This window comes from Pseudomonas frederiksbergensis (assembly GCF_001952935.1).
Classification (GTDB): Bacteria; Pseudomonadota; Gammaproteobacteria; order Pseudomonadales; family Pseudomonadaceae; genus Aquipseudomonas; species Aquipseudomonas frederiksbergensis.
Window position 1 is genome coordinate 786,731 of sequence record NZ_CP018319.1, and the last position, 19,209, is coordinate 805,939.

19 protein-coding genes are annotated in these 19,209 nt (G+C 60.0%); 9 read left to right on the forward strand and 10 right to left on the reverse strand.

The features are described 5' to 3' along the window. Positions 1 to 2: 2 nt before the first annotated feature. From rlmD to PFAS1_RS03995, 5 genes are all read right to left on the reverse strand, one after another. A complete protein-coding gene (rlmD, locus tag PFAS1_RS03975) occupies positions 3 to 1,355 on the reverse strand; it encodes a 23S rRNA (uracil(1939)-C(5))-methyltransferase RlmD (protein WP_074879117.1) in 1,353 nt (450 codons plus the stop codon). Beyond that, on the reverse strand, positions 1,355 to 2,257 hold the full coding sequence (gene cysM, locus PFAS1_RS03980) for a cysteine synthase CysM (RefSeq protein WP_076028278.1): 903 nt from the start codon (positions 2,255 to 2,257) through the stop codon (positions 1,355 to 1,357). Before cysM ends, rlmD begins: the two co-directional genes overlap by 1 nt. 108 nt (positions 2,258 to 2,365) lie before the next feature. Beyond that, positions 2,366 to 3,388: a PDDEXK nuclease domain-containing protein gene (locus PFAS1_RS03985; protein ID WP_076028279.1), complete on the reverse strand. Its 1,023-nt coding sequence runs from the start codon at positions 3,386 to 3,388 to the stop codon at positions 2,366 to 2,368. Between the two features lie 183 nt (positions 3,389 to 3,571). Beyond that, positions 3,572 to 5,002 carry a sensor histidine kinase gene (locus PFAS1_RS03990; RefSeq protein WP_076028280.1) on the reverse strand — a complete coding sequence of 477 codons (1,431 nt, stop codon included), beginning with the start codon at positions 5,000 to 5,002 and terminating at the stop codon, positions 3,572 to 3,574. After that, on the reverse strand, positions 4,989 to 5,711 hold the full coding sequence (locus PFAS1_RS03995) for a response regulator transcription factor (protein ID WP_076028281.1): 723 nt from the start codon (positions 5,709 to 5,711) through the stop codon (positions 4,989 to 4,991). The genes PFAS1_RS03990 and PFAS1_RS03995 overlap by 14 nt, the downstream gene beginning before the upstream one ends. A 214-nt stretch (positions 5,712 to 5,925) precedes the next feature. On the opposite strand from PFAS1_RS03995, the gene PFAS1_RS04000 reads away from it, so the two are divergent. The 4 genes from PFAS1_RS04000 to PFAS1_RS04015 all read left to right on the forward strand — a co-directional run bounded on the left by PFAS1_RS04000 (position 5,926) and on the right by PFAS1_RS04015 (position 10,609). Next, the gene (locus PFAS1_RS04000) at positions 5,926 to 8,679 is read left to right on the forward strand and encodes a response regulator (protein ID WP_076028282.1); all 2,754 of its coding nucleotides are present in this window, start codon (positions 5,926 to 5,928) and stop codon (positions 8,677 to 8,679) included. A 21-nt stretch (positions 8,680 to 8,700) separates the two neighbouring features. Continuing rightward, entirely contained in the window at positions 8,701 to 9,693 is a 993-nt protein-coding gene (locus PFAS1_RS04005; RefSeq protein ID WP_076028283.1) for a 2-hydroxyacid dehydrogenase, read from the forward strand. Between the two features lie 77 nt (positions 9,694 to 9,770). After that, a complete protein-coding gene (locus PFAS1_RS04010; protein WP_076028284.1) occupies positions 9,771 to 10,205 on the forward strand; it encodes a hypothetical protein in 435 nt (144 codons plus the stop codon). Next, on the forward strand, positions 10,205 to 10,609 hold the full coding sequence (locus tag PFAS1_RS04015) for an META domain-containing protein (RefSeq protein ID WP_076028285.1): 405 nt from the start codon (positions 10,205 to 10,207) through the stop codon (positions 10,607 to 10,609). Before PFAS1_RS04010 ends, PFAS1_RS04015 begins: the two co-directional genes overlap by 1 nt. 162 nt (positions 10,610 to 10,771) lie before the next feature. Here PFAS1_RS04015 and PFAS1_RS04020 read toward each other — a convergent pair whose 3' ends face one another. Next, entirely contained in the window at positions 10,772 to 11,239 is a 468-nt protein-coding gene (locus tag PFAS1_RS04020) for a TlpA disulfide reductase family protein (protein ID WP_074879132.1), read from the reverse strand. Positions 11,240 to 11,353: 114 nt separating this feature from the next. On the opposite strand from PFAS1_RS04020, the gene arsC reads away from it, so the two are divergent. From arsC to PFAS1_RS04035, 3 genes are read left to right on the forward strand one after another with little or no spacing between them, the layout of a single operon-like run. Beyond that, the gene (arsC, locus tag PFAS1_RS04025) at positions 11,354 to 11,707 is read left to right on the forward strand and encodes an arsenate reductase (glutaredoxin) (RefSeq protein ID WP_076028286.1); all 354 of its coding nucleotides are present in this window, start codon (positions 11,354 to 11,356) and stop codon (positions 11,705 to 11,707) included. Further along, positions 11,704 to 12,300: an NAD(P)H:quinone oxidoreductase gene (gene wrbA, locus PFAS1_RS04030; RefSeq protein WP_008147989.1), complete on the forward strand. Its 597-nt coding sequence runs from the start codon at positions 11,704 to 11,706 to the stop codon at positions 12,298 to 12,300. Before arsC ends, wrbA begins: the two co-directional genes overlap by 4 nt. Before the next feature lies 1 nt (position 12,301). Further along, positions 12,302 to 12,727 (forward strand): DUF2069 domain-containing protein, encoded by a 426-nt coding sequence (locus tag PFAS1_RS04035; RefSeq protein ID WP_074879136.1) that lies wholly within the window; start codon positions 12,302 to 12,304, stop codon positions 12,725 to 12,727. 122 nt (positions 12,728 to 12,849) lie between these two features. Here PFAS1_RS04035 and PFAS1_RS04040 read toward each other — a convergent pair whose 3' ends face one another. Both PFAS1_RS04040 and ttcA read right to left on the reverse strand, forming a co-directional pair. After that, positions 12,850 to 13,524 (reverse strand): DNA-3-methyladenine glycosylase I, encoded by a 675-nt coding sequence (locus PFAS1_RS04040; RefSeq protein ID WP_076028287.1) that lies wholly within the window; start codon positions 13,522 to 13,524, stop codon positions 12,850 to 12,852. Between the two features lie 131 nt (positions 13,525 to 13,655). Continuing rightward, a complete protein-coding gene (gene ttcA, locus PFAS1_RS04045) occupies positions 13,656 to 14,480 on the reverse strand; it encodes a tRNA 2-thiocytidine(32) synthetase TtcA (RefSeq protein ID WP_008147982.1) in 825 nt (274 codons plus the stop codon). 372 nt (positions 14,481 to 14,852) lie between these two features. Here ttcA and PFAS1_RS04050 point away from each other — a divergent pair, with 372 nt between their 5' ends. Together PFAS1_RS04050 and PFAS1_RS04055 are read left to right on the forward strand one after the other, a co-directional pair. Next, positions 14,853 to 15,455, forward strand: a complete 603-nt coding sequence (locus PFAS1_RS04050; RefSeq protein WP_074879141.1) for a Yip1 family protein — start codon at positions 14,853 to 14,855, stop codon at positions 15,453 to 15,455. A gap of 158 nt (positions 15,456 to 15,613) precedes the next feature. Next, positions 15,614 to 16,108: a SprT family zinc-dependent metalloprotease gene (locus tag PFAS1_RS04055; protein WP_074879143.1), complete on the forward strand. Its 495-nt coding sequence runs from the start codon at positions 15,614 to 15,616 to the stop codon at positions 16,106 to 16,108. 110 nt (positions 16,109 to 16,218) lie between these two features. Here the strand turns inward: PFAS1_RS04055 and PFAS1_RS04060 are convergent, their stop codons facing one another. Then, on the reverse strand, positions 16,219 to 17,400 hold the full coding sequence (locus PFAS1_RS04060; RefSeq protein WP_076028288.1) for a CaiB/BaiF CoA transferase family protein: 1,182 nt from the start codon (positions 17,398 to 17,400) through the stop codon (positions 16,219 to 16,221). Between the two features lie 144 nt (positions 17,401 to 17,544). Continuing rightward, positions 17,545 to 18,879: a dicarboxylate/amino acid:cation symporter gene (locus PFAS1_RS04065; RefSeq protein WP_074879147.1), complete on the reverse strand. Its 1,335-nt coding sequence runs from the start codon at positions 18,877 to 18,879 to the stop codon at positions 17,545 to 17,547. Positions 18,880 to 19,209 lie beyond the last annotated feature (330 nt).

Sequence of the window (19,209 nt, forward strand, 5' to 3'; positions counted from 1 at the left end):
TCCTAGCTCGCTTCAAATAACGCCATGGCCTCGACATGTGCCGTCTGAGGAAACATATCGAGAATCCCGGCACGTTTTAACCGGTAGCCCTGCTTGATCAATTCGACCGTGTCGCGCGCCAGCGTTGCCGGATTGCACGACACATACACCAACCGTTTGGCGCCCAGGGACGCAAGCTTGCGCACTGCCTCGAAAGCACCGTCACGCGGTGGGTCCAAGAGTACCGCACAAAAGCCTTCGCGCGCCCATTCGGCATCGGTCAAAGGCTGGGATAAATCGGCCTGAAAAAACTTCGCATTATGAAGATTGTTGCTAGCAGCGTTCGCGGCTGCCCGCTCGACCATCGCCTGCACACCTTCCACCGCCACCACTTCGCGAACGACCTTGGCCAGCGGCAAGGCAAAGTTACCCAAGCCACAGAATAGATCGAGAACGCGTTCATCCGCCGTCGGCTTCAGCCACTCCAACGCCTGGGCGATCATCGCTTCGTTGACCCCGGCGTTGACCTGGATGAAATCTCCCGGTCGGTACGCCAGGTCCAAATCCCACTGTTCCAGTCGATAACCCAACGACTGGTCAGCCTCGACCGGTTGCGGTTCACCGTCACCGTGCAGCCACAATTGGGCTTCATGGAACGCGCAGAAATCCTTGAGGATCGTCATGTCGGCGTCGGACAGCGGCGCCATGTGCCGCAGCAGCACCGCCAACGATGAACCGCTGAACAATTCCACATGCCCCAGCGCCTGAGGTTTGCTCAAGCGCCGAAGCATTTCCGGCAAGCGGGTCATGATTGGTTGCAAGGGCTGTACCAGCACTGTGCATTCGTTGATCGCAACGATGTCCTGACTGCCAGCGGCGCGGAAACCGACTTCGAGTTTTTTCGCCTTCATGTCCCAGCGCACCGCCACTCGGGCGCGACGCCGGTAACCGAATTCCGCACCGCTCAAAGGCGCGGCCCATTCTTCGGGTTCGACACCGGCGACCTTGGACAATTGCTCGGCGAGCATGCGCTGTTTCAGGGCGAGTTGTTCGTTGTGCGGCAAATGTTGCACGCTGCAACCGCCACAGCGACCGGCATGCGGACACGGTGCCGGGCGGCGCAGTTCGCTGGCCTGGAACACCCGCTCAGTGCGCGCCTCGACCACTTTGCCGTGGGCGCCCAATACACGTGCTTCGACTTCTTCACCGGCCAATGCGCCGATGACGAACCAGGTGCGACCTTCAAAAAACGCGATACCGCGACCGTCATTAGCCAGGCGCTCGATACTCAAGCGCTGCTTTTTGCCAGTCGGAATTTGCGGGGCCTTGCTGCCGCCGGTGGGCTGGAAGCGCAGGCCTCTCTCTTGTTTGGCCATCAGTTGGGCGCGTCGAAAATGCCGGTCGACAAGTAACGGTCGCCACGGTCGCAGATGATCGCGACGATCACCGCGTTTTCAACTTCTTGGGACAGGCGCAGCATCGCTGCCACCGCACCGCCCGAGGACACGCCGCAGAAGATGCCTTCTTCGCGGGCCAGACGACGGGTCACGTCTTCGGCTTCGCTTTGCGCCATGTCGACGATCCGGTCCACGCGCTCGGCCTGGTAGATCTTCGGCAGGTATTCCTGCGGCCAGCGACGAATGCCCGGGATCGCCGAGCCTTCCATCGGTTGCAGACCGATGATCTGCACGCTCTCGTTCTGCTCTTTCAAGTAGCGCGAGACGCCCATGATGGTACCGGTGGTGCCCATGGAGCTGACGAAATGGGTGATGGTGCCTTCGGTCTGACGCCAGATTTCCGGGCCGGTGGTGGTGTAGTGCGCTTCGGGGTTGTCCCCGTTGGCGAACTGATCCAGCACCTTGCCGCGGCCTTCGGCTTCCATGCGCTGTGCAAGGTCGCGGGCGCCTTCCATGCCCTCTTCCTGGGTGACCAGGATCAGCTCGGCGCCATACGCCGTCATCGCGGCTTTACGCTCGGCGCTGGAGTTGTCCGGCATGATCAGGATCATCTTGTAACCCTTGATCGCGGCGGCCATCGCCAGGGCGATCCCGGTGTTACCCGAGGTCGCTTCGATCAGCGTATCGCCGACGTGGATCTGCCCGCGCAATTCAGCGCGGGTGATCATCGACAGCGCCGGACGGTCCTTGACCGAACCCGCCGGGTTATTCCCTTCGAGCTTGAGCAAAAGGGTATTGCTGGTGGCGCCAGGCAGGCGCTGCAAACGGACCAGCGGAGTGTTGCCGACGCAATCGGCGATGGTTGGGTACTGCAAGGTCATGGCGTATTCGCAATCCAGACTGCGGGGGCGCCTATCATACCGGCAAACCTTCGAAGGCCATATCACGCAAAGTACGGTGCTTATGGCTTATGGGAATAAGGGGCTGGATCAGTACTCTTCGCCTTGCGCGACATTCAATGCATAGAACTCATGCAACTTGGCTTGCAACAACTGTTTGTCCGGTAGCTGCACCTGGTATTCAGCGATCAGCGCTGGCGACAGGCTGCGGTTAAGGGCGTACTCGACGACCTCGTCATCCTTGCTGGCACATAGCAACACACCAATGGCAGGGTTTTCGTGGGGTTTGCGTTCATCGCGATCCAGCGCTTCCAGATAGAAGTTCAGCTTGCCCAGATACTCCGGTTCAAAACGACCGACCTTAAGCTCAATGGCTACAAGACAATTGAGGCCACGGTGGAAGAACAGCAGATCCAGGGCGAAATCACGCCCGCCGACTTGCAGCGGGCGTTCAGAGCCGACAAAACAGAAGTCGCGCCCCAGCTCGATCAGAAAATCTTTGAGGCGCGCCAGCAACCCTTTATGCAGATCGGTTTCGCCATGGTCGGAGGGCAAGTCGAGAAACTCAAGCATGTAGGCGTCGCGGAACACGTTCAGTGCCTCAGGGTGAGTGTGTCTCAGCACCGCAGAGGCTTTTGCCGGTTGGGTCACGCTTCGCTCGAACAGTGCAGCTTTGAACTGACGCTCCAGTTCACGCTTCGACCATTTTTCCTGAACAGCCAAACGGACATAGAACTCCCGCTCTTCCGGCCGTTTACTCTGGCTGAAAATGATCAGGTTGTGCGACCAAGACAATTGTCGCACCAGTGGTGCGACTTTCTCTTCAGCGTGATAAGCCTCATAGAACTGGCGCATGCGGAACAAGTTCGACCGGGTAAACCCACGCAACCCCGGTTGAGTCTGAGCCAGATGCTCGGCCAATTGGCTGACCACAGAATCGCCCCATTCGGCTTTTTCCAGCTTGCGACTGATGTAAGCACCCACCTGCCAATACAGCTCGATCAACTGGGTATTCACCGCCTGCATGGCTTGCTGCTTGGCACTTTGAATCAGCGCAAGCACTTCATTGAAACGGTCGTCGGTTGTGCTGTCGGGGACGCTGGGTGCATTCATGCCGAACTCCTGGAGGACGAAGGAAAACGTGAGTCTATTCCGTCGAATCAGGCACAAGGTGTCGGCAATGACCTTTAGGAAAGGTCGTACAAAATAACGGGAACGCTCCGGCAAAGTTAGAACGGTTGTAGCTGGGAGGGCCTCATCGCGAGCAGGCTCGCTCCTACAGGGTTAGGGGGTTGATCACACCATTTGCGGCCGACACCCATCCAATGTGGGAGTGAGCCTGCTCGCGATAGCGTCGTCACTGACTCCACCGTCATCCGCCACCAACCGCATATTCAGCCGCAACCCCACCCCAGTGTTCTCAGCCCAAAGCCGCCCCCCCTGGCGCTGCACCGCATTCCTCGCAATGCTCAACCCCAAGCCAAATCCACCATCCCCCGGCCGCGATCCGTCAAGTCGGATGAACGGCGAGAAGATCCGCTCCAGCTCTTCATCGGCCACCCCGCCGCCCTCATCCTCCAGCCACACGTGCCAGAAGTCGCCATCGCGCCGCCCACCCAAGCGCACAATGCCGCCCTGCGGTGAATGACGAATGGCATTGCGCAGGATGTTTTCCAGCGCTTGAGCCAACGTATTGAGATGGCCGCGCACCCAGCAGGAAGAATCCACCGCGCACTGCAACTGGCTCGCCGGCCAGCCACTTTCATAGCAGGCATTTTCCGTGAGCATTTCCCACAACGCCTGAACCTGGATCGATTCATCGGGCAACCGAGTGCGCTCGGTGTCGAGCCAGGCCAGTTGCAGGGTGTCTTCGACCAGTCGCTGCATGCCATCGACCTCTCGGCCAATACGCTCGCGCAATTGCGTCAGCCCCTGCTCGCTTTCGCTGGCCACCCGCAGGCGACTCAGTGGCGTGCGCAATTCGTGGGACAAGTCGCGCAGCAGTTGTTGTTGCAGGGCCACCGTGCTTTGCAGGCGCTCGGACATGTGATCGAAGGCCCGGCCCAGTTCACCCAGCTCATCCGGGCGATTGGTGATACGGCTCGACAACCGCACGTTCAACTGGTCGGCACGCCAGGCATTGGCCTGTTCGCGCAGACTGTTCAAAGGCACGACCAGCAACCGATACAGACCAACGCACAACAGCAAGGTGAACAACCCTGGAATCACCCCATTGGTGATCACCCGCCAGAACACCCGGTAACGGCCGGGCACGAAACGCTGGGGCAGTTCGATCACCAGACTGCCGGCGGACGGATCCTTGGGAAATGGTACTCTCAACCATGGCAATCCTTTGGTATGACGACTCGTCGGCCAATCCAGGCCGCGTAAAAAGGTCAGGCGCCGGGTTTCTTTTTCCGTCAGCGGGTAACTGCTCAATGACTGCAAATCGCCGCCAATCACACCGAGCCATGTCGACTCGCGATGGCCGACATCGTGCAACCATTCATCGACGCCTGCACTCTGGCGCTTATTCCACGCCTGCTCCGCCTCGGCGGCGTAGCGCATCAGCGTGCCCCGTGCCTCGTCGGACAGGAACAGGTTTTTCTTTTCCATGTAGCGGCCCCAGGACCAACTGAGCCAGATCATCAGCAGACAGAACGCCACCAACAAACACGCCAGTTTCCAGAACAGCGAATGCCTGCCCGGCAGCTCAGTCCACTTCATCGACAGCACTCAATACGTAACCCTTGCCCCACACCGTGCGCACTTCGCGCTCGAGGTAGCCGACAGCCTTGAGCTTGCGGCGGATCTGACTGATGTGCATGTCGAGGCTGCGGTCATGGGGCGCGTAACCGCGCTGCAGCACATGCTGGTAGAGGAAGGCTTTGCTCAGGACTTCATCGCCATTGCGGTTCAGCGTTTCCAGCAGCCGGTATTCGCTGCGGGTCAGGCCGACGGCGTGTTCGCCGTAAAAGACATCACAGCCTTCATCGTCGAAACGCAGGCTGTCCGCCGAAGGGGCAATCGGTGCCGGCGCTGGCCGGCGGTCGAGCGCGACCCGTCGCAGGATCGCTTCGATGCGCACCCGCAACTCGACCATGCTGAAGGGCTTGGGCAGGTAATCATCGGCGCCCAGGCGAAAACCACTGATGCGATCCGCCTCGGCACCGAGCGCCGACATCAGTACCACCGGGGTGGAATGGCTCTGGCGCAACTGCGTCAGTACATTCAGCCCGTCCAGGCCCGGCAGCAGAATATCCATCAGCACCACATCGAAGGCTTGCTGGCGAGCGATGGTCAAGCCTTCCAGTCCGTTCTGGCACCACGTCACCTGAAAACCGCAACGTCCCAGATGCTCATGAACATAAGCACCGAGTACGAGGTCGTCTTCTATAGACAGGATACGAGGATGGCCAGCAGTGATGGGAGTCATGACTATCTGCAAATAATTCTCAGTTGGCGATTATTCAAGATTGCCTCGCTGCGGGCAACACAAGGTTTGCCCGCAGGGTAAAAGTGGCGATCCAGCCGACGAATGCCGACATCAATTTTACGAAGATTGCCCGCCTGCAAATCGCTACACTGCGCAAATGGCGCGTGCTGGACGTACGTGCAGGTCGTTAAATCGCTGGATGCAGGAGAGATGCGTGCTCAAAAAACTTGGAATTAAAGGCCGCGTGCTATTGCTGACCCTGTTGCCGACCAGCCTGATGGCCTTGGTTCTGGGCGGTTATTTCACCTGGATGCAGCAATCCGACCTGCAAACCCAGCTCATGCAGCGTGGCGAGATGATCGCCGAACAACTGGCGCCGCTGGTGGCCCCGGCCATGGGCCACAAGAACACCGAGCTTTTGGAACGCATTGCCACCCAATCGCTGGAACAATCGGACGTTCGCGCCGTTTCGTTCCTCGCCCCCGACCGCTCTTTGTTGGCCCATGCCGGGCCGACCATGCTCAATCAGGCGCCGGTCGGTAACGGTGCGCAGATGCTGCGCCGCAGCGGCAATGACGCGACGCGTTACTTGCTGCCGGTGTTCGGCAAGCACCGCAATCTGGCCGGTGAACTGATTCCCGACGAAGCCGACCGCCTGCTGGGCTGGGTCGAGCTCGAACTGTCCCACAACGGCATGCTGCTGCGCGGTTACCGGAGCCTGTTCGCCAGCCTGTTGCTGATCGGCGCAGGCCTGGCCGGTGCGGCGCTGCTGGCGTTGCGCATGGGCCGGAGCATCAATCGGCCGCTGAGCCAGATCAAGCAAGCGGTAGCGCAACTCAAGGACGGTCATCTGGAAACCCGCCTGCCGCCCCTCGGCAGCCAGGAGCTGGACACACTGGCGTCCGGCATCAACCGCATGGCCGGCACCCTGCAGAACGCGCAGGAAGAATTGCAACACAGCATCGACCAGGCCACCGAAGACGTGCGCCAGAACCTGGAAACCATCGAGATCCAGAACATCGAACTGGACCTGGCGCGCAAGGAAGCCCTTGAAGCCAGCCGGATCAAATCCGAGTTCCTGGCCAACATGAGCCATGAAATCCGCACGCCGCTCAATGGCATTCTCGGCTTCACGCATCTGCTGCAAAAAAGCGAACTGACCCCGCGCCAGCTCGACTATCTGGGCACTATCGAAAAATCCGCCGACAGCCTGCTGGGAATCATCAACGAGATTCTCGACTTCTCGAAAATCGAGGCCGGCAAACTGGTGCTCGACAATATCCCGTTCAACTTGCGCGACCTGCTCCAGGACACGCTGACCATCCTCGCCCCGGCCGCCCACGCCAAGCAATTGGAGCTGGTGAGCCTGGTTTATCGCGATACGCCGCTGTCATTGGTAGGCGATCCGCTACGGCTCAAGCAGATACTCACCAACCTGGTCAGCAATGCGATCAAGTTCACCCGCGAAGGCACCATCGTCGCCCGCGCCATGCTTGAAGAAGAACACGAAGACAGCGTGCAACTGCGCATCAGCATCCAGGACACCGGCATCGGGCTGTCGAACCAGGACGTGCGCGCCTTGTTCCAGGCCTTCAGCCAGGCGGACAACTCGCTGTCCCGGCAACCGGGTGGCACCGGTCTGGGGCTGGTGATTTCCAAACGCCTGATCGAACAGATGGGCGGCGAGATCGGTGTCGACAGTACGCCCGGTGAAGGCTCGGAATTCTGGATCAGCCTGAGCCTGCCAAAAACCCGCGACGACGCCGAAGACCTGCCCGGTCCGCCGTTACTCGGGCGTCGGGTGGCCGTGCTGGAAAATCACGAACTGGCCCGTCAGGCATTGCAGCATCAACTGGAAGACTGTGGCCTCGAAGTCACTCCGTTCAATACCTTGGAAAGCCTGACCAATGGCGTGACCGGCGCGCATCAGACCGATCAGGCGATCGACCTAGCGGTGCTCGGCATCACCAGCAACGACATGCCACCCGAGCGCCTCAACCAGCACATCTGGGACCTCGAACACCTGGGCTGCAAGGTGCTGGTGTTGTGCCCGACCACCGAACAGACGCTGTTCCACCTCTCGGTGCCCAACCCACACAGCCAGCTCCAGGCCAAACCGGCCTGTACCCGCAAGCTACGGCGGGCCTTGTCCGACCTGGTCAACCCGCGCCAGCACCGCAGCGAACCTGGCGAACCGGTGTCCAGCCGTGCGCCAAAGGTGCTGTGTGTCGACGACAACCCGGCCAACTTGCTGCTGGTGCAAACCCTGCTGGAAGACATGGGCGCCAAAGTCCTCGCGGTGGAAAGCGGCTACGCGGCGGTCAAGGCGGTGCAGACCGAAACCTTCGATCTGGTGCTGATGGATGTTCAGATGCCCGGCATGGACGGGCGGCAAAGCACCGAAGCGATTCGCCAGTGGGAAAGTGAACGGCATTGCACGCCGCTGCCGATCGTTGCCCTCACCGCTCACGCCATGGCCAACGAAAAACGCGCGCTGCTGCAAAGCGGCATGGACGATTACCTGACCAAACCGATCAGCGAACGGCAACTGGCCCAAGTGGTGCTGAAGTGGACCGGCCTGGCGCTGCGCAATCATGGGCCGGAGCGTTCCAGCGACAGCCACGGCAGCGGTCATGAATTGCAGGTGCTCGATCACGAAGAAGGTTTGCGCCTGGCCGCCGGCAAGGCTGATCTGGCGGCGGACATGCTGGCGATGTTGCTGGCCTCACTGGAAGCCGACCGCGAGGCGATTCGCTTCGCCCGGGAAACCAACGACCAGAACGCCCTGATCGAGCGCGTCCATCGCCTGCACGGCGCGACCCGTTATTGCGGCGTCCCGCAACTGCGCGCCGCCTGCCAGCGCAGCGAAACCCTGCTCAAGCAACAGGACCCCAAAGCCCCCAGTGCACTGGAAGACCTCGACCGGGCCATCAATCGCCTGGCCGCCCATGCCCGTATAAATGCCTGATGTACATTCCAGGAGGACCGCATGCGTACGATTCTTTTCAGTAGCCAGACCTACGACCGCGACAGTTTTCTGAGTGCCGACCTGCCCGCCGGCATTGAACTGCACTTTCAATCAGCGCGACTGAGCCTTGATACGGCGGCGCTGGCGGAGCATCACGAAGTGGTCTGTGCCTTCATTAATGATGACCTCGGCGCGCCGGTGCTCGAACGCCTGGCCGCGGGTGGTACACGCCTGATCGCCCTGCGCTCGGCGGGTTACAACCATGTCGATCTGGCGGAGGCAAAGCGTTTGGGGCTGGCGATTGTGCGCGTCCCGGCCTATTCGCCCCACGCAGTGGCGGAACATGCGGTGGCGCTGATCCTGGCGCTAAACCGACGCCTGCACCGCGCCTACAACCGCACGCGCGAAGGGGATTTCAGCCTGCACGGGCTGACCGGCTTCGACCTCGTGGGCAAGACCGTCGGTGTCGTCGGCACCGGACAGATCGGCGCGACCTTCGCGAAAATCATGAACGGCTTCGGCTGCCAATTGCTGGCGTACGACCCTTTCCCCAACCCGCAAGTCGAAGCGCTCGGCGCCCGTTACCTGAGCCTGCCGCAACTGCTGGCCGAGTCGCAGATCATCAGCCTGCACTGCCCGCTCAACGAACAAAGCAAACACTTGATCAATCGCGAGTCCCTGGCGCACATGCAAGCGGGTGCGATGCTGATCAACACCGGCCGCGGTGGCCTGGTGGACACGCCGGCGCTGATCGACGCGTTGAAGGACGGTCAACTGGGTTATCTGGGGCTGGATGTGTATGAAGAGGAGGCGCAGCTGTTCTTCGAGGACCGTTCCGACCTGCCGCTGCAGGACGATGTGCTGGCGCGGCTGCTGACCTTTCCGAACGTGATCATCACCGCTCACCAGGCCTTCCTGACCCGCGAAGCCCTGGGTGCGATTGCCGCGACCACCCTGCAGAACATCGCCGCCTGGGCAGCAGGCGCGCCTGCGAATCTGGTAACGGCTGACTGAACCAGATCGAAGGTCATACGCCCGCTCCATGCTGCGCTGATGTCCGTGCTAGCATGCCGCGCATATTTGGAGGACCCATGGTCGAACACGATTTCCGCTATAGCCTGATGAACCCGCAACACACTCTCACCGAATGCCGCGCCCTTGTGCCGGGGCGTTATCAAGTCACCGGCAACGGCGGCTCGATTCGTAACAACGACGTGCTGGTAGTGACCCTCAAGGGCGCCAAGGACTTGTCCATGCGCCTGACCGTTGAAACGGTTCGCCACTTGATCAACCCGCCCGGCCAATGGGTCGCGGTGGCCAGTGGTCCGGTGTTCGGTGAACTGGCGATCCACACCTGGAAAGTCAACTGCGACAGCTGCGCCAAAGAGCTGAGCTTCGAGTTCGCGGTCGACGCCAAGCTGGGCAACAAGGCTGAAAAGCCTGCTGCCACCGCTCGGATTGCCGAGTTGGGCTGGACCACGGTCAGCGAGAAGCACCTGTGCCCGAAATGCCAGGAGCCCGCGTGATGAAACGCCTCGCTCTGACCGCGATGGTTGGCGCCAGCCTGCTGGGCTGCGCCGCCGAGCCGGTGCAATTGCAACACAACCGCAGCTACATTCTGGAGTGGATTGGCGAACGTCCGTTGATGGATTACAGCCACCTGACCATCACCCTCGGTGACGACGGCCGGGCCTACGGCAACGGCGGCTGCAACCACTGGTTCGCGCCGTACACCCTGGAAGGCGACAAGCTGAGCTTCGGCAAGGTTGGCAGCACACGCAAGCTGTGTGCGCCGGCGCTGATGGAGCAGGAAAAGCGTTTCCTCCAGGCCTTGGAAAACGTTCAGCGCTGGGACGTCTCGCCGATCGACCAGATGCGTTTCTGGCCGGCAGAAGGCAAACCGTTGCGCTGGTGGCTTGAAGAGGGTTAACCCTCTCAATTGTGGCGAGGGAGCTTGCTCCCGCTGGGCTGCAAAGCAGCCCTAAACCCAACCACTTCGTGTCGTCAGGTACACCGCATACACAGCTTTACGATTGCTGCGCAATCGAGCGGGAGCAAGCTCCCTCGCCACAGGTGGGAACGATCAGCGCACTCAGTTCTTCGCCTGCAACGCCTCAAGCTTCGCCATCACCCCCGCCGCCGTCTGCTCGCCCATCAACTGTTCCCGTACCTTGCCCTTGTTATCGATGATGTAAGTCACCGGCAACGCCTCACTGCGCGGCACCTCAAACAGATCAGCCGGATCAGAAGCCAGTACGGTGAACTTGATGCCCAGTTTTTCACTGGCGCTTTTCAGCTCTTCCCCCTGCACATTGTCGAAGTTGACCCCGAACACACCAATCTTCTTGTCCTTGAGCTGATCGGCCAACGCGTTCAATTCCGGGATCTCGGTTCGGCACGGCCCGCACCATTCAGCCCAGTAATTGAGCACCAGCCATTGTTTGTCCAGGCGTTCGGCGGCGACTTTCTGGCCGTTCTGGTCGATGCCATAGTCGTTACCGCAGCCCCCCAGCAATAACGTACCGATGATCGCCAATGCCGCTGCCAGTCGCCTAGTCATGTCGTATTCCTTGTTCAAAATTGAATGTGCCTGCGACCCATCGCCTCCCAAGGTTCTGGATTACGCGCTGCACAGTTAGAATAGCCGTCACCTTACGCAAGATGCGAACCGCACATGACCGATCTGACGCTTTATCACAACCCGCGCTGCTCGAAATCCCGCGGTGCGCTCGAACTGCTCGAAGCCCGTGGCCTGACCCCGACCGTGGTCCGCTACCTGGAAACCCCGCTGGACGCCGCGCAAATCCAGAGCCTGCTGACCAAGCTCGGCATCAGCGCCCGGCAACTGCTACGCACCGGCGAGGACGAATACAAAACCCTCAACCTGGCCGACAACAGCCTGAGCGAGGCGCAATTGATCGCCACCATCGCCGCCAACCCGAAACTGATGGAGCGACCGATTCTGGAAGTCAGCGACAAAGCCATCATCGGCCGACCACCGGAAAATGTGCTGGAGCTACTGCCGTGAGTGCGCCGTACATTCTGGTCCTGTATTACAGCCGCAGCGGCTCGACCAATGAAATGGCCCGGCAGATCGCCCGTGGTGTCGAGCAGGCTGGCCTGGAAGCCCGGCTGCGCACGGTCCCGGCGATATCCAGCGAATGCGAAGCCGTGTCGCCGGACATCCCGGACGAAGGCGCGCTGTACGCCAGCCTCGACGATTTGAAAAATTGCGCAGGCCTGGCCATGGGCAGCCCGACCCGGTTCGGCAACATGGCGGCGCCGCTCAAGTACTTCCTCGACGGCACCAGCAACCTGTGGCTGACCGGCGCTCTGGTGGGCAAACCGGCCGGCGTTTTCACCTCCACCGCGAGCCTGCACGGCGGCCAGGAAACCACGCTGTTGTCGATGATGTTGCCGTTGCTGCACCACGGCATGCTGATCACCGGCCTGCCTTACAGCGAATCGGCCCTGCTGGAAACCCGTGGCGGCGGCACGCCTTACGGCGCCAGCCATCACGCCGGGGCCGATGGCAAAAGCGGCTTGAATGAACATGAAGTCGCGCTGTGCCGGGCCTTGGGCCTGCGCTTGGCGAAGACGGCACAGAAACTGGGGAACTGACGTGGCCAAAAAGCCGAAAATTTTGCCCTCCATCGAATGGCTCGAACCGCGGGTTCGGGCGATGCGCGTCATCAGCCTGCTGTGCTACTTCGGTCTGGTGGGTTTGCTGTGTGCCTACTACCTGGTCTTCGCCGACCTGCACGGCGCCCGTCCGTGGGTGATTCTGCTGATCGAACTGGTGCCGCTGCTGTTGCTGGCGCCGGGGATGATTATTGGCAGTGCGCGCGGGCATTCATGGATGTGTTTTGTGGTGAACCTTTATTTCATCAAGGGCGCATTGGCGGCCTATGACCCGAACCGGCAGCTGTTTGGCTTGCTGGAAATGGGCGCCAGCGTGGCGGTGTTCTGCTCGGCGCTGTTGTATGTGCGATGGCGGTTTCAGTTGAACCGCAAGTTGGCGGGTGAAGGCGAAACCGCGGCAGCCTGATCCTCCTACAGTGATCGTTCCCACGCTCTGCGTGGGAATGCATCAAGTGACGCTCCGCGTCACAGGGACGCGGAGCGTCCCGGGCGGCATTCCCACGCGGAGCGTGGGAACGATCATTTTCGTCAGTGGTTGACGGTGTAGGCGAGCATCATCGATATCTGGCTCATCGGCCGCCCACCACTTTCTTCATGCCACTGGTTAAACACATCCTGTACCAACGCCAGATCCCGCAGGCTGGTCGGCACCTTGTCGACGATTTTCTGTGCATTCAACGCCGCGACCACGTCATAACTCGGCACAAACGTATCCTTGCCGACCATGCGCAAGAACCGCGGAGCCGACAAGCCACCCAATTGATGGCCACGCTTTTTCAGGTAGGTCCACAACCCAACGATATCCGTGACTGGCCAATCGGCGATCAACGCGCCGAAGCTGCCCTTCTCATGCGCCACATCCAGAATGAACTGCGCATTGCGCGGCACGCTCTTGAGTTTGCCCAGGTGACGAATGATCCGCGCGTCTTGCATCAGACGTTCAAGGTGTTCGGCACTCATCAGCACGACTTTCTCAGGGTCGAACTTGAAGAACACTTCTTCGAACGCCGGCCATTTGGCGTCCACCAGGCTGTGCTTGAGCCCGGCACGGAAGACGCGCAGCGCCATGGTCGAGAGGTAACGGTCGTCGCTGATCTTGCGCAATTGCGCCGGAGTTTTCGGAACGGGCAGATGGGCTTCCAGTTCAGCTGCCGAACCGAAGCGGTTCAGACAGTATTCGTGCAGCCACTTGTAATCGCGCATGCCCTTTCCTGATGAGTAAGTGAACAGACTCATGTGGGAGCCAGCCTGCTGGTGATAGCGGTGGGTCAGTCAACAACGATGTGTCTGACCGACCGCTATCGCCAGCAGGCTGGCTCCCACAGTGATTGTGTTTAGAGGTTGACTACGTTGACGAAGCGCGAAGCGGCGGTTTCATCGATACGCAGATTGGTGAAGTCGAACAGATTACGGTCCGCCAGTTGCGACGGGATCACGTTCTGCAAGCTGCGGAAAATGCTTTCGGTGCGGCCTGGCGTCTTGCGTTCCCACTCCTGAAGCATGTCCTTGACCACCTGGCGTTGCAGGTTTTCCTGGGAACCGCAGAGGTTGCACGGGATGATCGGGAATTGCTTGAAGTCCGAGTAGGCCTGGATGTCTTTTTCGTTGCAGTAGGCTAGCGGGCGGATCACCACGTTGCGGCCATCGTCGGCGCGCAGCTTCGGCGGCATGGCTTTGAGCGAGCCGTTGAAGAACATGTTCAGGAAAAAGGTCTCGACGATGTCGTCGCGGTGATGACCGAGGGCCATCTTGGTCGCGCCGATTTGGTCGGCAAAGGTGTAGAGCGTGCCGCGACGCAGGCGCGAGCACAGCGAACAGGTGGTCTTGCCTTCCGGGATCAGCTCCTTGACCACCGAATAGGTGTCTTTCTCGACGATGTGGTACTCGATGCCCAGCTCTTTGAGATAGGCCGGCAGCACATGCTCGGGGAAACCCGGCTGTTTCTGGTCCATGTTCACGGCCACGATCTCGAACTTGATCGGGGCGACCTTCTGCAAGTGCAACAGCACGTCGAGCATGGTGTAGCTGTCCTTGCCACCGGACAGGCAGACCATGACCTTGTCGCCGTCTTCAATCATGTTGAAATCGGCAACAGCCTCACCAGCCTGGCGGCGAAGGCGCTTTTGCAGTTTGTTCTGGTTGACCGTAAGAGTGCCCATGACGCGAAATCCGTGAGGTGTGACGAAAGGCCGGCATTTTACGCAAAAACCAGTCACGGGCGAAGAGCCCCCTATCCCCTGTGGGAGCGGGCTTGCTCGCGAAAGCGGAGTGTCAGTCGAAACAATGTTGCCTGACACACCGCTTTCGCGAGCAAGCCCGCTCCCACATGGATTGTGGTGACAGACCCGCCGGCGATTAGCAGCAGGGTTTACAGTGCAATTTGCTCTAAAGCCCTGCAACCCGCGCCGTTAAGACCTTTCTATACTGCGACATAAGGTCGCACACATAATCCAGACCTTTCCTTACTCGGCCACTTTGGCCTGTAGGCGCTCCACTGGGGGGCGACGGTAAAAACAAGAGGAGTGACTGGCATGATCCATCACGTAGTGGGGCTCTTCACCCACCCTGACCAAGAATGGAAAGAGATTCGTGGCGACCAGGAGGAAAGCATCAGCCACATGTATCTCACACATACCCTGATTCTGGCGGCGATCCCTGCGGTGTCGGCATTTATTGGCACCACACAGGTCGGCTGGGTCATTGGCAGTCGCGCACCAGTGATGCTGACGATGGAAAGCGCGATATGGATGACGGTCATGTCGTACCTGGCGATGCTGGGCGGTGTGGCGGTAATGGGCGCGTTCATCCACTGGATGGCGCGCACCTATGACGCCAACCCGAGCCTGGCACGCTGCGTTGCATTTGCGACCTACACCGCGACACCGCTGTTTATCGGCGGTCTGGCGGCGCTGTACCCACACATGTGGCTTGGGATGATCGTTGGCACCGCGGCCATCTGCTACACGGTGTACCTGCTGTATGTGGGGCTACCCACTTTCATGAACATTCCATCAGACGAGGGTTTTCTGTTTTCGAGTTCGGTGCTTGCTGTAGGCCTGGTGGTGCTAGTGGCCATCATGGCGTTCACGGTCATTGTCTGGGGACTCGGCGTGGGGCCGGTCTATACGAACTAGCCACTCTTCACCCAAAAACAAGATCTGCCAACACAGGCCGCCGCAAGGCGGCCTTCTAATGTTCAAGGATAGAAAACGGTGACGACCATTCGGCGCCTGAACGATTCGCAAGTCCCGAGGGTTGCGGCATACTCGACGCCTCTGGAGATCCATCAAGCATGCCCGAGCAACTCAATTCCCGCGTCGAAGACTGTTACCAGCTAGCCGAATCCTTTTTCAAGCGACCTTTCAAACGCCCCGTGGTGAGCCTCAAGCTGCGCGGGCAAAAAGCCGGTGTCGCGCATTTGCACGAGAACCTGCTGCGCTTCAATCCACAGCTGTACCGGGAAAATACCGAAGACTTCCTCAAACAAACCGTGGCCCACGAGGTTGCGCACCTGATCGCCCATCAACTGTTCGGCGACCGCATCCAGCCCCATGGCGAAGAGTGGCAACTGATCATGCGCGGCGTGTACGAGCTGCCGCCCAACCGCTGCCACACCTACGACGTCAAACGCCGCAGCATGACTCGCTACATCTACAAATGCCCGTGCCCCGACAGCGATTTCCCGTTTTCGGCGCAGCGTCATGGTTTGGTGAGACAGGGGCGACGGTATTTGTGTCGGCGGTGCCGGAGCACATTGGTGTTTAGTGGGGAAATGCGGGTCGAGTGACCCACATGATCGTTCCCACGCTCTGCGTGGGAATGCCGCCATGGACGCTCCGTGTCCACTGTGACGCAGAGCGTCACGGGATGCATTCCCACGCGGAGCATGGGAACGATCTATGTAACGACCCTGGCACGGCGCAACTCCGCGATCTGCTCAGCGCTATACCCCAACTCCTCCAACACCTGATCCGTATGCTGCCCTATGGCCGCGCCAATATGCCGAGGCTCAGGCAAGCCGTCCGAAAACTTCAACGGACACGCCATCTGCGCCTGAGTCGTCCCGTCACCCCGCGGCACTTCGGTCACCAGCGCCCGCGCCTTCACCTGCGGATGCCGCACCGCTTCGCCCAGGCTCAACACCGGCTCGACGCACGCATCGACGCCGGCGAACAGCTCACACAACTCGGCAAAGTCGTGTTTTTCGAATTCAATCTTCAACGCCTCCTTGAGCGCCTGTTGCCGGGCCGGCTCGGGCGACAACCCCTGGGCCGCCAGTTCCGGGCGACCCAATGCCGTGCAGAGTTGCTGCATGAACACCGGCTCCAGACTGCCCACCGAGAACCAGCGCCCCTCGCGGGAACGGTAATAGTCGTAGAAGCTGCCGCCATTGAGCATCTGATTTTCCCTGCCCGGCTCCACCCCGCAGGCCAGGTACCCGGCACCGGCCATGGCGTTCAGGCTGAACACACAGTCGGTCATGCTCACATCCAGATGCTGCCCCTGCCCGGTTTGCTGCCGGGCGATGACCGCCGCCAGCAGGCCGATCACCCCGTGCAACGAGCCACCGGCGATATCCGCCACTTGCATGCCCAACGGCAACGGGCCACTGTCGGCGCGGCCGGTGTAGCTCGAAAGCCCCGCCAACGCCAGGTAGTTGATGTCGTGGCCGGCGCGGTCCTTGTAGGGGCCGGTCTGGCCATACCCGGTGATCGACACATAAATCAGCTTCGGATTGATCGCCTTCAAGGCTTCATAGCCCAAACCCAACCGGTCCATCACGCCGGGACGAAATTGCTCCAGCACGATGTCGTAGTCCTGCAACAACTGCTTGATCACCTCCAGCGCCTCGGGCTGCTTGAGGTCCAGCGCCAGGCTGCGCTTGTTGCGATTGAGATAGGCGTGGCTGGCCGAAACGCCTTGATCATGCGGTGGCAACACCCGCAACAGGTCCATGCGTGTTGGCGATTCGATGCGCAACACCTCGGCGCCCATGTCCGCCAGCAGCAACGAGGCGAACGGCCCCGGCAGCAATGTCGAGAAATCCAGAACCTTGAGTGATGCCAGTGGACCGAGCATGGGCGTTCTCCGTAAACGATGCCTCCAGACTAGGCAGCCTACGCCCTTGCAGCAATCACCTTATGCGTCAGTTGCGCTGACCGTTGCGCTCAAATCCCAGACATGAAAAAACCCGCCGAAGCGGGTTTTTTCAGTGCAGCCGTCTTATTTGACGTTGCTTGGGGTCGGGCCTTCAGCCACGCCCAGGTCATCTACTTCACGCTCGTCGGAGATACCGCGACCGCCAGAAGCCAGCTCGACTTGCAGCTTGTCTTCGTCCAGCTCTTTCACCCACTTGGCGACCACGAGGGTGGCTACGGCGTTACCAACCAGGTTGGTCAGCGCACGGGCTTCGGACATGAAGCGGTCGATACCGAGGATCAGCGCCAGGCCGGCCACCGGCAGAGTACCCACGGCCGACAGGGTTGCTGCCAGCACGATGAAGCCGCTACCGGTCACACCTGCAGCACCTTTGGAGGACAACAGCAGCACCAGCAGCAAGGTGATCTGGTGAGTGAGGTCCATCGGCGTATCAGTCGCCTGAGCGATAAACACAGCCGCCATGGTCAGGTAGATCGAAGTACCGTCGAGGTTGAAGGAGTAACCAGTCGGGATCACCAGACCCACTACCGATTTATCCGCACCCAGACGTTCCATTTTGATCAGCATGCGTGGCAGCGCGGATTCCGAAGAGGAAGTGCCCAGCACGATCAGCAGTTCTTCACGGATGTAGCGAATCAGTTTCAGCACGCTGAAACCGTGCGCGCGGCAGATGGCGCCCAGAACCAGGACTACGAACAGGATGCAGGTGATGTAGAAGCAGATCATCAACTGACCCAGTTGCACCAGCGAACCGACACCGTAGGCACCGATGGTGAAGGCCATCGCACCGAACGCACCGACTGGAGCGAGCTTCATGATCATGTTGATGATGTTGAACATCACGTGAGCGAAGCGATCGATGAAGTCGAGCACCGGTTTGCCGTAGGCACCCAGGCGATGCAGGGCGAAACCGAAGATCACCGAGAACATCAGCACTTGCAGGATGTCGCCGTTGGCGAAGGCGCCGACGATGGTGTTCGGGATCACGTTGAGAACGAAAGCAATGATGCTCTGGTCTTTACCGGCCGAGATGAAGCCGGCGATTTTACTGGTGTCCAGGGTTGTCACGTCGATGTGCATGCCGGCGCCCGGTTGCACGACGTTGACCACGACCAGACCGATCAGCAAGGCGATGGTGGAGACGATTTCGAAGTACAGCAGCGCATAGCCGCCGGTCTTGCCGACCGATTTCATGTTCTGCATGCCGGCGATACCACTGACGACCGTACAGAAGATGATCGGCGCGATGACCATTTTGATCAGTTTGATGAACCCGTCACCCAGCGGCTTGAGGGCTACACCGGTCTGCGGGTAGAAGTGACCGAGCAGGATGCCGATGGCAATAGCAACGATCACCTGGAAGTACAGGGATTTATACAGTGGCTGACGAGTCGTCATTGCAAAGTTCCTCAAGAGTGCCTCAGTAGCAACATCCATCTGTTGCACCTGACACCTCAATTGCGAACCCTCCTGCACTGGAGGGATTTGTTTTGTCGAGCTGCGCAGCGGCAGGCATCTGCGAGTTGTATCGCAAGGCCCGTGCCACCTTCGTCAAATCGCCAGCAAGCCTTTTGGCTTCAAGGGTTGCAGGTTTTTCTTTGTCACCAGACGGTTACGGCAAAGTGGCGGATTTCCGCCCATCGACCAAACCTCGTCCTACAAATTGGCGGATATCCGCCTTGTTCATCATCAGGCGCCACGGCTACCATCGGCCGTTCAATGGACGGA